15 protein-coding genes are annotated in these 12,373 nt (G+C 33.2%); 11 read left to right on the top strand and 4 right to left on the bottom strand.

The annotated features are described in order from the left end of the window. Positions 1-151: 151 nt before the first annotated feature. The 6 genes from ctrA (at position 152) to sucD (ending at position 5,256) form a co-directional block, all read left to right on the top strand. Positions 152-913, top strand: a complete 762-nt coding sequence (ctrA, locus tag ACFEL2_RS07040; protein WP_342260298.1) for a response regulator transcription factor CtrA — start codon at positions 152-154, stop codon at positions 911-913. Between the two features lie 96 nt (positions 914-1,009). After that, the gene (locus ACFEL2_RS07035; protein ID WP_341755934.1) at positions 1,010-1,360 is read left to right on the top strand and encodes a hypothetical protein; all 351 of its coding nucleotides are present in this window, start codon (positions 1,010-1,012) and stop codon (positions 1,358-1,360) included. A gap of 24 nt (positions 1,361-1,384) precedes the next feature. Further along, complete coding sequence (locus ACFEL2_RS07030; protein WP_341748035.1) at positions 1,385-2,059, top strand: DUF5394 family protein; 675 nt, start codon at positions 1,385-1,387, stop codon at positions 2,057-2,059. 114 nt (positions 2,060-2,173) lie between these two features. Beyond that, positions 2,174-3,010, top strand: coding sequence for a DMT family transporter (locus ACFEL2_RS07025; RefSeq protein WP_375331880.1), 837 nt, complete (start codon positions 2,174-2,176; stop codon positions 3,008-3,010). A gap of 178 nt (positions 3,011-3,188) precedes the next feature. Further along, entirely contained in the window at positions 3,189-4,349 is a 1,161-nt protein-coding gene (gene sucC / locus ACFEL2_RS07020) for an ADP-forming succinate--CoA ligase subunit beta (RefSeq protein ID WP_341751719.1), read from the top strand. 28 nt (positions 4,350-4,377) lie between these two features. After that, complete coding sequence (gene sucD / locus ACFEL2_RS07015) at positions 4,378-5,256, top strand: succinate--CoA ligase subunit alpha (protein WP_341751720.1); 879 nt, start codon at positions 4,378-4,380, stop codon at positions 5,254-5,256. Here the strand turns inward: sucD and acpS are convergent. From acpS to ACFEL2_RS07000, 3 genes are all read right to left on the bottom strand, one after another. After that, positions 5,253-5,636, bottom strand: a complete 384-nt coding sequence (gene acpS / locus ACFEL2_RS07010; protein WP_341751721.1) for a holo-ACP synthase — start codon at positions 5,634-5,636, stop codon at positions 5,253-5,255. The genes sucD and acpS overlap by 4 nt on opposite strands. Continuing rightward, positions 5,633-6,025 (bottom strand): DNA-directed RNA polymerase subunit omega, encoded by a 393-nt coding sequence (rpoZ, locus tag ACFEL2_RS07005; RefSeq protein WP_341751722.1) that lies wholly within the window; start codon positions 6,023-6,025, stop codon positions 5,633-5,635. The genes acpS and rpoZ overlap by 4 nt, the downstream gene beginning before the upstream one ends. A 164-nt stretch (positions 6,026-6,189) precedes the next feature. Beyond that, positions 6,190-7,356, bottom strand: a complete 1,167-nt coding sequence (locus ACFEL2_RS07000) for a glycosyltransferase family 4 protein (RefSeq protein ID WP_375331879.1) — start codon at positions 7,354-7,356, stop codon at positions 6,190-6,192. A gap of 24 nt (positions 7,357-7,380) precedes the next feature. Here ACFEL2_RS07000 and ACFEL2_RS06995 point away from each other — a divergent pair, with 24 nt between their 5' ends. From ACFEL2_RS06995 to ACFEL2_RS06975, 5 genes are all read left to right on the top strand, one after another. Further along, positions 7,381-8,145 (top strand): alpha/beta hydrolase, encoded by a 765-nt coding sequence (locus ACFEL2_RS06995; protein WP_341751724.1) that lies wholly within the window; start codon positions 7,381-7,383, stop codon positions 8,143-8,145. Next, positions 8,142-8,903, top strand: a complete 762-nt coding sequence (locus ACFEL2_RS06990; RefSeq protein ID WP_375331878.1) for a DUF2608 domain-containing protein — start codon at positions 8,142-8,144, stop codon at positions 8,901-8,903. The genes ACFEL2_RS06995 and ACFEL2_RS06990 overlap by 4 nt, the downstream gene beginning before the upstream one ends. Next, the gene (locus ACFEL2_RS06985) at positions 8,879-9,892 is read left to right on the top strand and encodes an efflux RND transporter periplasmic adaptor subunit (protein WP_341751726.1); all 1,014 of its coding nucleotides are present in this window, start codon (positions 8,879-8,881) and stop codon (positions 9,890-9,892) included. The genes ACFEL2_RS06990 and ACFEL2_RS06985 overlap by 25 nt, the downstream gene beginning before the upstream one ends. A gap of 85 nt (positions 9,893-9,977) precedes the next feature. Then, the gene (locus ACFEL2_RS06980) at positions 9,978-10,949 is read left to right on the top strand and encodes an SPFH domain-containing protein (RefSeq protein ID WP_341751727.1); all 972 of its coding nucleotides are present in this window, start codon (positions 9,978-9,980) and stop codon (positions 10,947-10,949) included. 147 nt (positions 10,950-11,096) lie between these two features. After that, positions 11,097-11,699 carry an ATP-dependent Clp protease proteolytic subunit gene (locus tag ACFEL2_RS06975; protein WP_375331877.1) on the top strand — a complete coding sequence of 201 codons (603 nt, stop codon included), beginning with the start codon at positions 11,097-11,099 and terminating at the stop codon, positions 11,697-11,699. A gap of 59 nt (positions 11,700-11,758) precedes the next feature. On the opposite strand, the gene ACFEL2_RS06970 is transcribed toward ACFEL2_RS06975, so the two are convergent. After that, complete coding sequence (locus ACFEL2_RS06970) at positions 11,759-12,109, bottom strand: hypothetical protein (protein WP_341751729.1); 351 nt, start codon at positions 12,107-12,109, stop codon at positions 11,759-11,761. Between the last annotated feature and the right edge of the window lie 264 nt (positions 12,110-12,373).

The following is a 12,373-nucleotide window of genomic DNA, read 5'->3' as shown; positions in this document are numbered from 1 at the left end:
ATAAGAATTGACAAATTCTTATCCCAAATTCGCGTTACTTGGATATTATTTTGATAAAATTACTTGCTCTTATAGAGATAAAGTGAGAACATAGATGTGTAATAAAGAATAATAAATTAATAATTATAAAAAAGTTAATGGGAGAAATATCATGAGGGTGCTGTTAGTAGAAGATAATAGTGATATAGCTAGTTCTATTGAATTAACGTTAGCTTCAGAAGGAATTATTTGTGAGGTGGTGGAGTTTGGTACAGAAGGAATAGAAATAGCTAAAATTTATAATTATGATTTAATTATTTTAGACCTGATGCTGCCAGATATTAGTGGGTTCGAAGTCCTACTGAGATTACGTTCTGCTAAAGTAAAAACACCTATACTGATTTTATCAGGTATTACTACAGTTGATCAAAAAATTAAAGGACTTACGTGTGGGGCAGATGATTATATCACAAAACCATTTAACCGCGAAGAGTTAATTGCTCGTATTTATGCAATTGTTCGTCGTTCTAAAGGACATTCTGAGTCAGTTGTTAGGTTTGACAAGGTAAGTATTCATCTTGATACTAGAATTGTAGAAGTTGATGGAACAAGGGTTCATTTAACGAATAAGGAATATGCTATTTTAGAATTATTAGTCTTACGTAGGGGAACAGTACTGAATAAGGAGATGTTCTTAGACCATCTTTATAGTAGTGTTGATGAGCCGGAAATTAAAATTATAGACGTATTTGTATGCAAATTACGTAAGAAATTAGCTGATGCTGCTGGTGGTACAAATTATATTGATACAGTATGGGGGCGTGGCTATATGTTGAAAGAATATGATGAACAAGAATCACTATTGCATCATTTTCAAGGAGAAGTTATTGAACCTTCTCTAGAATCAGAGGTAGAAGATAACAAAGAGTCGTGATATAAAATAAAGGATTATGATTTTGATTCTATCGTCTATCAACTCTTCATTTACGAGCAGTATAACAGAAGCTTAATTTAATATAGATAGAGAATTATGATACCTAGCAAGATAGAATTAACTGGTAAAGTCTATATTAAATATGTTGATCCTATACCAGTCCCAAATGTTGGGGATGTTAAGCTTTTATTAAATGATGATGCATTGAGTCTTAACAAAGGAGATTATGATAACTTAAAGTCAAGTGGTTATATTAAAGCAAAAATTTTTGATGGACTTGTTTGGCAAAATATTAATATAAGTGAGTTATGTCTTGAAAAAGAACATAAATTTACTAAAAAACAAAAATCTATTGACTCAGCCTTACTGTGCCGAAGTATAATTGAAAAACATCGGGGAGTCACGTTGCACCGAACTTATAGAGGACATTTTACTACTCAAGAATAGACTTTGTAAACAGAGGACTAATAAATGGAAACAGATGACAAAAAACCAAGGGACTCTAGAAAATTGGCAGACCAAATTAAAGATGCATTAGTAGGCATCACTGATAATGAACTTGGATCTGATGAGGCGATGGAAATTTTCAATGAGTTAAGTAAAAACGATGCTTTCGAACAGGAAATAGAACAAATATTGGCTTGTCTTAACGAGCAAACAATGGATCTAACAAAATTACAGACACAGATCATCCTATTAATAAAAAAATATTTAGGTAAAATTGCACACAAGAAATTAGGAAAATTAGGTGTTAAAATTGATGAGAACCTTGTTAGTAAGAATGTTGCTGAAGTAAGTAGTTACTTAATGCAACAACATTCACAATTGGTAAAAGAAGCTAACCGAGGTTTGATAAAATCAAAAGATAAGCTACAAGGCATAAGTAATCAATCTAGATTGGAAGCAAAACGTTTAGTGAAAAATTTTGCTTTATACCAAGTTTATAAGTTCATGAACCCTAAAAGAATAGCTGGAGAAACAAAGGAAGAAAATTTTGCTTATAATATGATTAGAGGGGGGATAGATCTAGCTAAAAAATATGAGGGTGGATCGAAAAATGATCTTAAATCTTATTCTCCAGAATTTATCAAAAAATTAGATAAGGCTCATCAGAATTTTAAAGGTAGTGGCAGGACAATTTATTGATTAAGTTATTGATTGCGAGTTACCCATTATGGATTGTTTTATGCTCCAATTGAAGTAGGATTATTTGTATAACCCCAGTTGTCAATTAAATAGGAGTGATGAAGTAGAACCACTATGAAAGCAACATTATATATCTTAAGTTCATTTGGACTTGGAGCAATGAAAGCTAGTATAGTAAAATCTCTTAATAGTAGTATACCTATTTCTCTAGTTGTATTTTTACAATTCTTTCTTTGTGCTATCTTTTTTTTACCAAAAGTTATTAGGTCTCGTGGTCAATTAATAGTATCACAGCGATATTGTGCGTTAATTACAAGGGGATTATTGGGGACAGCATATTGGTATTGCATGTTTTCAGCAGTAAATTACTTGTCTCTTTTCAATGTTAGTACACTTACGAATCTGTCTCCAATTTGGGTACTGCTAATAACGGGTATTTTTACTAATAAATCTATCAAAAATGATCTATTATTTTTAGCAATAATTGGCTTTATTGGCTGTTTATTAATACTGAAGCCATCAGTAGAAATTCTAACTTCAGGAATCATTTTTGGATTACTTAGCGGAATATTTATGGCATTAACTATTATATCATTACACAACTTACTAAAAACAGAGACCTCAGATAGAGTATTAGTGTATTATTTTTGGATTTCCTCTCTTATTATGTTACCATTTTTAGTGGATTTTAATATAACACAAGTTTCTTCAAAGGATTGGATATTGCTATTAGTCAACGCTCTGTTGATGCTTTTACACCAAATATTATTAAATAAGGGATTAGAAATTGGTTTAGCTACTGAAATGAGTATACTAGCTTATAGTAGCGTTGTATTTTCTTTAATTTTAAGTGTAGTTATATGGCAGGAAATACCAGATAATTTTTCGATTATTGGGGCAATAATAATAATCTTAAGTGGAGTATATATATCTAGGAGACAAAAATCGTAAGCAAAAAGTAGAGTAAGATGAATATATCTATTAGTTTATGCTTTTGCAGGGATAACATTGGTGAATTTTAGATATCCTCAAGACTACTAACGTCTAACAAGTAGTAAATGAAGCTTTACAAATTGGCAACATTTGTAGTATAAGAGCCTAGGATTAAATTATTTAAAGAATTATAAAAATGAATATTCATGAATACCAAGCAAAGATGATTTTGAGGCAATATGGTATACCTACTTCTACAGGAGTTGTAATATTGCAAAAAGAAGATATCGATAGGCTAATTGATGGTTTAGAAGCAGAAATATATGTGGTTAAAGCCCAAATCCACGCAGGTGGTAGGGGAAAAGCTGGGGGTGTAAAAGTTGTAAGAACTAAAGAAGAGGCAAAGAAAGCAGCACACGCAATGTTTGGCATTAACTTAGTAACTCATCAGACGTCAGCTATTGGGCAAAAGGTTCGCTATCTCTATGTTGAATCTGGGTGTGATATTTTAAAAGAATATTATTTTAGTGTCGTTTTTGATCGTAGTAATAGCAAGGTAACTTTTATAGCTTCTACTGAAGGTGGGGTAGATATAGAAGAAGTTGCTCATAATACTCCAGAGAAAATTATTAAAGTATCAGTTGATCCTGCAACAGGCATACAGCCATTTCATTGTCGTAGAATGGCATACAAGCTTGGTTTTAAGAATGAGCAGGCAAAACAAATGATGAAAATTGTTGAATCAACCTATCGAGCTTTTATAGCAACTGATGCTAACCAAATTGAAATTAATCCATTAATAACAAAAGCTGATGGTAGTTTATTGGCACTTGATGCCAAGATTAACTTTGATGATAATGGATTATTTAAACATCCTGATATTTTAAATATGCGGGATGATGATGAAGAAGATGCTCTTGAAATAAAAGCAGCTAGCCTTGGTCTTAGTTATGTTAAGATGGATGGTACTATTGGTTGTATGGTGAATGGGGCTGGGCTAGCTATGGCTACAATGGATATTATCAAGCTTTATGGTGCTGAACCGGCAAACTTTTTAGATGTTGGTGGTGGGGCTGATCGTGAGAAAGTAACGGAAGCACTAAAAATAATTTTATCAGATTCACATGTACAAGGGGTTTTAGTTAATATTTTTGGTGGTATAATGCGTTGTGATATAATAGCCGAAGGCATTATTGCTGCAGTGAAAGAGATTGGCATTACAGTTCCACTGGTTGTACGTTTAGCTGGAACCAATTTTGAATTAGGTAAAAATATTTTAGCAAATTCTGGTTTAAAAATAATTGCTGCAAATGATTTAGGTGATGCTGCTGTTAAGATCGTTGATGCAGTAAAATAATTCATATAAAAATACGGAAAATGCATATATGTCAATATTAGTTGATAAAAATACAAAAGTAATTTGCCAAGGTTTTACTGGCTCTCAAGGGACTTTTCATTCTGAGCAGGCAATCAGTTATGGTACTAAAATGGTAGGAGGGGTAACTCCTGGAAAAGGTGGAAATACTCATCTAGATCTACCTGTATATAATACAGTACATGAGGCAGTTGCAAAAACTAAGGCTACTGCCAGCGTTATTTATGTTCCACCACCTTTTGCTGCTGATTCAATTTTGGAAGCTATAGATGCAGGAATTAGTTTGGTAGTGTGTATTACAGAGGGAATACCGATACTTGATATGATAAAGGTCAAAAGGGCATTAATCGGATCAAAAACTAGATTAATTGGACCAAATTGTCCTGGCATTATTACTCCTGATGAATGCAAAATCGGCATAATGCCTGGTTATATTCATAAGAGAGGCAGGGTAGGAATTATATCCCGGTCCGGTACTTTGACTTATGAAGCAGTAGCACAGACTACAGCTGTTGGTCTTGGTCAATCTACCTGTATTGGTATTGGTGGAGATCCAGTTAATGGCACCGATTTTGTTGATTGTATTGAAATGTTTTTACAAGATGATGAAACAGAATCGATTATTATGATTGGTGAAATAGGAGGGGATGCTGAGGAAAAGGCTGCTGAATTAATAAAAAGCTCAAAGATTAAAAAACCAATAGTTACTTTCATTGCTGGTGTTACTGCTCCTGAAGGTAAAAGAATGGGGCATGCTGGTGCAATTATTTCTAATGGACAGGGTTCAGCTGAAGATAAGTTGGAGGCATTGCAAAGTGCAGGTGTTACTATCACTAGATCGCCAGCTGATATTGGTAAAACTATGTTTGAACTATTAGAGAAGCTCTAAACCTTAGAGGTAATAACTGCAAAAGCTACAGAAATTGGGTAATCGTCTGAAATGGACAAGTGAATTTTGATTTGTCCAAATTTGTTTGGATTTTCAGGATGACAAATTTGGACAAAGGGCTTTCCTAAGGCATCATTTAGTATAGAGATGTCTTTAAATCGTAAACCCCGCCCAATTCCGATACCAAGGGCTTTGCTAACTGCCTCTTTCGCAGCAAACCTTTTTGCCAAAAAACAACCATATTGGTCTTTGCTTAGAGAAGTTAGCTTTTGTATTTCCGTTTTAGAAAGAATTATGTTTACAAAACGCTGGTCATATAGGTTTAATATCCTTTCTATTCTTGGAATTTGTACTATATCTGTACCAACACCAATAATCATTTTTGTTCATCATCACTAGCATTATCATCAAATATTTGATCGTCTAAATCAGAGTAGTCTTCAGTAACACAAAGATCTGAGCCGTTTGGTAAATAATCAAACTCTTCTACAGCAGTATCAAGGGAAGCATCAGTATTTTCTTCATCAATAGGATCGATTCTGCTTTTTGTTCGAAGACGTTTTAATAATTGTGCCTTTAGGGCTGGAATCGTTATATGGCCAGCAGCTATTTCACGTAATGCCAGTACAGTTGCCTTATCGCCTTTCACGTTATTAATAGTCATTTTACTACCAGAATTTATATCATTTGCTCTTTGAGCAGCTAAAGCTACAAGCTTAAATCTATCGTGAATCTTTCCAACACAATCTTCAATCGTTATCCTAGCCATAATACTCTCTTTAATTTTATAAGATATATATACAATAACGGATCAGTATAAAGTATAATTAGTAGATTTCAAGAATAGAATTTTCATTGCCTCTCTAGGGTAGTTTAAAAATCATAGATACAGGTGGAAAGATGTAAGGACACTACAAAGAATTGGGGAAAATATTATGTTTTTTTGAGCATTTCTTTATATAGATCTAAGGTTTTACTAAGCATTAAATCAAGGGAAAAATTATCGATGACTGCTTTTCTTGCTGCTTGTTGTATTTTGTTACCTTCATTGGTTTTGAGTATAGATAAGCAATGTTCGATTTTTTCTGCTAAATCAACAGCATCGTTTGGTTTGACATGAAATCCAGTTTTTTTATCTAATATTGTTTCAATAGCTCCACCTATATTTGTAGCAATTACTAGCTTTTCCATTGATTGTCCTTCAGTTATAGTGCGACCAAATGCTTCTGGCTCAATTGAAGTAGATATTACTATATCTGAAACACCGTAAAGGCTGAGCATATCAGCTTCATTACCAAAAATTTGAATTTTACTTTGTAGCTTCAATAAGTTTATAAGAGATTTTACTCGATTGGTAAAATTGGGATGTTTGGATAAATCTCCAACCATTAGACAGTAGAAATCTAGATGTTTTAATTTGCCAAGTGCTTCAACAAGGGTAAGATGCCCCTTCCAACTGGTCATTCTTGATGGTAACAATATTATAGGAGTATTGTTAGATATACCGTATTTCTTTTTATGTTTTAGTAACTTTTCTTCGGTAACATTTTTTGGATCAAAATAACTATAATCTACCCCTCGATATATTACAACAATTTGATCTTCTAGGATTTGATAATTAATTAATATATGGTGTTTTACAAAATTAGACACAGCTATGATCTTTTCGCCTTTGACCATAACGCTATTATAAAAATGTTTGAAAGGATTTGAGATGTTGTAAATTCCGTGGAATGTTGTTAAGAATTTAGTGCCTGTAGCCTTTGCCGCCATATAACAACTCCAAGCTGGAGCTCTCGATCTTGCATGTACTATATCTACGTTATATTCCTTAATTATTTCTGACAGAATTCTTGCGTTTTGCCATATTGTCAAAGGATTTTTAGTAGCACTATTCATAGAAATATGTGGCACTCCTGCTGCCACTAATTCTTCAACCAATGAACCACCAGATGAGACTACAATAACATTATAATCAACTTTTTTTAACATTTTAGCCACTTCAATTGTTCCTCGCTCTACTCCACCAGAGAATAAAGCTGGAACTACTTGCAAAATGGTGGGTTTATGATATCGTTTGGGTGAATCTGATGAAATCATTAATCTTTTACATAATTAATTTAAATGCATAAAATATATAATACAGAAAAGAAAAGATTTATCACTTACAATCATCACAAAAGTAGCAAAAAAAATATGCCATCGGTAATTTTTTTGCATGGCTTGATGTCGGGTATGAATGGTAAAAAGGCTATATTTCTTGAGAATTACTGTAAAAAACGTGATTATAATTTTATCACATTTGATAATTTTGGTCATGGAGAATCATCAGGTAGATTTCTAGATGAAACGATTGGATCTTGGCTTACAGGGGTTGAACTAGTTTTAAATAAACTTGTAGTGCAACCAGCTATTATCATAGGCTCCAGCATGGGTGGTTGGTTAGCCATTCTTGCTGCTATAAAATTTCCTAATAAAGTTTGTGGTCTTGTTTGTATTGCTCCTGCCCTAGATTTTACAGAAACTATTTGGCAAAACTTAACTGAAATGCAAAAAACACAAATGCAACAACAAAAATACCTTGAGATTAGAGGGCGTAATTGCAACGATAAATATCCAATAAGTTATCAATTAATACTCGAAGCTAGAAATCACTTGTTACTAAATTCAAATAGTATTAATCTTAAGGGAGCTATACATTTAATTCACGGGATGCTAGATGAGGACGTACCTTATACCATCTCAAATAACCTTGCAGAAAAAATTACTAGTGACATGGTAGTGATAAAATTGATAAAAGATGGAGTTCATACTCTTGTACGAGAATCAGATTTAGCTATAATAGCTAATTCTTTGGAAGAAATAATAAACTTATCATTAGAACGATGAATAAACATATATTTGCTAAAATAACTAAAGTTTCCGATTTTTTAAAGATATCGGAAGTAATAGATAAAGTAGATCAAGATAGCTTGGTGCTTTTTGATGTAGATGACGTACTTATCATGGATCAAGATGAATATCGCTTAACTCATCCTTATAGGCGGCAGTGGCGTGCTGAAAGCAAAAACCGTCTTGCGAGAGAAGAAAGGCATCTTTTATACAGTATTATTTTAAAAAATCGTACTATTCGCTTAGTGGACTATAATATAACTGATATACTAGGTAGATTATGGGAGATGCAAATCCCAACTGCTGCTCTGACCAAATTATACACAGGGAAATTTGGTGTTATTGAGGATTTTACCAATTGGCGTCTTACAGAGCTTAAAGGGATAAATATAGATTTTATGAAATCTACTCCGATAAAAGAGGAAATATTAGTTGATGAATTACATATTGGGGGTGGTGTGCCAACGATGAAAGAAGGTGTGATTCTTACAGCCGATGTTGATAAAGGTGCAGTATTAGAGAATATTTTACACAAAAAAAACTACTATCCTAAAACAATAATATTTGTGGACGATATTTTAGAAAATATTGAGTCAGTGGCGAAAATATGTAGCAAATTACAGATTAATTTTTATGGTTTTGAATTTGACGGAGCTTCTTTGATCCCGGAAACAGAACTAGATGAAAAAAGTGAAAAAATTCGTTTTAAGATTTTAGAGAAGGAACATCGTTGGATAACAGATTTAAAACTATAATTATTTTTTTGTGTATATGCATTACTTCTTGCTATGCTATAGCTGAAGAACAAGAGAGTATTGGGGTAAAAGCTACTAAAGTACAAATGGCTGATTTATATAATGTTTTCAGTGTTATAGGACAATGTAAGAGTGGTATGAGCCGTGATTATTATGCAAATGTTTCTGGTAGACTTGATTTAGTATCTACTTCCCAAGGAGGTAAGATCCATCAAGGTGATGTTTTGCTTATTATTGACCAAGATTTAGCTGTGTCAATTAAGTCACAAGCGGAAGTCTCTTTAAGAAAAGCTATGGCTTCTTATAACCGTAACAAGGAATTATTTGCCAAAAAATATATTAGTAGTGATGTGCTAGAAAAATCTAATAGCGAGTTAGAAGAAGCTAGGCTTGCTTTTGCTAAAGCAATGAATAGTTACAACGATATGGTTCTTATAGCTCCATTTGATGGATATATTGGTATAATAAAATCCAAAATAGGGGATAAGATAAAACAAGGAGATTATCTTTTTAGCATTATTGCTCAAAACTCTACTACTAATAATATTTTAATGGAGCTACCTGAGGAGCTTTATAATCAGGTGTCAGAATCCACTAATTTAGTGATAACCGATAATAAGGGTGGATTAATTAATGGAAAAATTGCTGAAATCTCACAATATGTTTCAGATAATGGTACTATAAGTGCTAAAGTTATCATTGATTCTAATAGTAATATTGTACATGGAAGCTATGTAAATATAGATCTAATTCTTAACAAACATAGGAATTTAGCTGTGCCTAATCAATCGGTACAGAGTAATAATAAAGGTGAGTATTTTGTATATAAAATCAATGACAATAAGGTACAACAACTTTATGTTAAACTTGGCACTAGTTTAAATGGTTTAACAGAGATTATCTCAAGTGAAATTAAGGAAGGAGATATGGTGGTATTGGAAGGGATTACTAAGATTTATGATGGTAGCGTCGTCCAATTGTTAGATTAACCTGAATTCATATAACAGGTTACATTGTTAAGCATCAACTGCGAACGATGTCACCGAGCTAAGATTAAATTAACAGAGGATTAAAATGGAATATATATTATTAGTTTGTAGTATCGTGGCAATTCTTATTATTGTACAGATGGTTAAGGTTGTACCACAACAACAAGCATGGGTTGTAGAAAAGTTTGGAAAATTTGATAGGGTTTTGCAGCCAGGATTGAATATTTTGATTCCAGTGATTCAGAGAGTAGCCTATAAACACACCCTGAAGGAAGAAGCTATTGATGTTACTGCTCAAACAGCCATTTCAAATGATAATGTTACGTTATTAATAGATGGTGTTTTATATGTAAAAATTGTTGATCCAATCGCTGCATCTTATGGTGTTAATAGTCCATATTATGCCATCACACAGCTTGCACAGACCACCATGCGTTCAGAAATAGGTAAATTACCATTAGATAGGACTTTTGAAGAACGAGAAACGTTAAACATCGCTATTGTATCTGCTATTAACCAAGCTGCAATGAATTGGGGGATACAATGTATGCGTTATGAAATTAAAGATATTCAGCCACCACAAACAATACTTAAAGCGATGGAATTACAAGTTGCAGCAGAACGTCAGAAACGAGCTCAAATTTTGGATTCAGAAGGCAATAGACAAGCAAAAATAAACCATGCAGAAGGTGAGAAGGCTCAAGTTGTATTAAATTCTGAAGCTTCCTATACTGACCAAGTAAATAGAGCTAAAGGTGAAGCTGAGGCAATAGGATTAGTAGCAATGGCTACTGCTAAAAGTATTGAAGTTATTGCCGCATCTATTCAAAAGTCTGGGGGTAATGACGCAGTATCTTTAAAAATTGCTGAACAATATATAAATGCTTTTGGTGAGTTAGCCAAAGATAGTAATACAGTAATTCTTCCGGCAAATCTTTCTGAACCAGGAAGTTTTATAACTCAAGCTTTAAGCATTTTTGATCAGCTAAAATCAGTAAGCAATAAGAAATTGTCTAAGGAATCTTCTATGAAGAAACAAACGAGTGCTAGTGAGTAATTACTTATTTAACTTGAATTCGACATAAAAATAATTATTATTCTAAGCATTTTCGAATATCAACCCTAACAGGGACTATATTGATAACAAGTTATATCGAACTCAGGTTACAATAATCAGGTTACAATAAATTTAGGAGAAAATTTAATGACGTACGTGCCTATAGTAGTTGAACAAACCCCTAGAGGGGAAAGATCCTATGATATATATTCTAGGTTGTTAAAAGAACGTATCGTTTTTGTTTGTGGTCAAATTGAAGATTATATGGCAAATGTAGTGGTTGCACAATTACTATTCTTAGAGGCAGAAAATCCAGAAAAAGATATTTTCATGTATATTAATTCTCCTGGTGGTGTTGTGACTTCTGGTTTGGCAATTTACGATACTATGCAATATATTAAGCCTAAAATTTCCACTCTTTGTATAGGTCAAGCTTGTTCTGCAGGGTCTTTGTTGCTTACGGCTGGTGAGAAAGGTATGCGTTATTCCTTGCCACATAGTCGTATAATGATCCATCAACTGTCAGGTGGTTACCAAGGGCAAGCTACAGATATAGAAATTCATGCTAAAGAAACCATGAAATTAAAAAGAATGCTCAATAACTTGTATGTCAAACATACAGGGCAAGAACTAGATTCTATTGAAAAAAGTATGGAACGTGATAATTTCATGGATCCCGAAGTAGCTAAATCATTTGGACTAGTTGATGAAATTATCACCGATAGAGCAAAAATCTTAGTAAGAAAATAGTTTAAAAGGCTGTTAGATGTTATGGATTCCGCACCGAAATGTAGGGGCAGGGGGCAGGATTATTTTTGTTTCTTGGTTTGTGACGTAGTATTAGATCTAGCAAATACTTTAAACTCATCAAGTAGTATTTTAAGATGCAGATTTATATCTTCTAACTGAAAGGTAGCATACAATATGTGATGTTCTTTCTTAACTGTACTATTAGCTAGCTCTGTGGTCTTTTGATGTAGAGCTGCTATTTCATTTTGTGCTTTGATGTAGACGTTAGAGAAATCCTTGCAAATAACCTCGATCTCGCTATAGGTTAATCTGATGTTATTAAGCCATTTGATCGAGAGGAGGATTAAGAGTATCTGTCCGATGATTATGCTGAATGCTAAAATAGCCAAGGTTAATATTTGGTAATTCATATGTTACTTCCTTTGTTGCCTAGGATTGTGCTTGTTCGCTATAGCCTTTCGCTAGATAAGCTTGGCTGATTGATTGCTGCTATAGGACTGTGAAAATAAAGGGGGTTGATTTGGCTAAGAAATTTGTATATAATCATAGTATACCTCAATAAAAGGGTTGTTATTTAAATAGTATTTGATGCTATTTGATTAATTCTACTAGTAAGTACTTTTGAGCCTGTGAAACTTTTCGGTACTTACCAGTTGACTGTAATATTCAATATA

Source organism: Candidatus Tisiphia endosymbiont of Temnostethus pusillus (assembly GCF_964264675.1).
Classification (GTDB): domain Bacteria; phylum Pseudomonadota; class Alphaproteobacteria; order Rickettsiales; family Rickettsiaceae; genus Tisiphia.
This window is presented reverse-complemented; position numbering and strand designations above follow the sequence as displayed.

Bases quoted from the DNA above. Each gene is read 5' to 3' on its own strand.
- ACFEL2_RS07000 (WP_375331879.1), bottom strand. From the start codon at position 7,356: ATGATTTCATCAGATTCACCCAAACGATATCATAAACCCACCATTTTG.
- ACFEL2_RS06975 (WP_375331877.1), top strand. From the start codon at position 11,097: ATGACGTACGTGCCTATAGTAGTTGAACAAACCCCTAGAGGGGAAAGA.
- rpoZ (WP_341751722.1), bottom strand. From the start codon at position 6,025: ATGGCTAGGATAACGATTGAAGATTGTGTTGGAAAGATTCACGATAGA.
- sucC (WP_341751719.1), top strand. From the start codon at position 3,189: ATGAATATTCATGAATACCAAGCAAAGATGATTTTGAGGCAATATGGT.
- ACFEL2_RS06970 (WP_341751729.1), bottom strand. From the start codon at position 12,109: ATGAATTACCAAATATTAACCTTGGCTATTTTAGCATTCAGCATAATC.
- ACFEL2_RS06990 (WP_375331878.1), top strand. From the start codon at position 8,142: ATGAATAAACATATATTTGCTAAAATAACTAAAGTTTCCGATTTTTTA.
- ACFEL2_RS06980 (WP_341751727.1), top strand. From the start codon at position 9,978: ATGGAATATATATTATTAGTTTGTAGTATCGTGGCAATTCTTATTATT.
- ACFEL2_RS06995 (WP_341751724.1), top strand. From the start codon at position 7,381: ATGCATAAAATATATAATACAGAAAAGAAAAGATTTATCACTTACAAT.
- ACFEL2_RS07025 (WP_375331880.1), top strand. From the start codon at position 2,174: ATGAAAGCAACATTATATATCTTAAGTTCATTTGGACTTGGAGCAATG.
- ACFEL2_RS07030 (WP_341748035.1), top strand. From the start codon at position 1,385: ATGGAAACAGATGACAAAAAACCAAGGGACTCTAGAAAATTGGCAGAC.
- sucD (WP_341751720.1), top strand. From the start codon at position 4,378: ATGTCAATATTAGTTGATAAAAATACAAAAGTAATTTGCCAAGGTTTT.
- acpS (WP_341751721.1), bottom strand. From the start codon at position 5,636: ATGATTATTGGTGTTGGTACAGATATAGTACAAATTCCAAGAATAGAA.
- ctrA (WP_342260298.1), top strand. From the start codon at position 152: ATGAGGGTGCTGTTAGTAGAAGATAATAGTGATATAGCTAGTTCTATT.
- ACFEL2_RS07035 (WP_341755934.1), top strand. From the start codon at position 1,010: ATGATACCTAGCAAGATAGAATTAACTGGTAAAGTCTATATTAAATAT.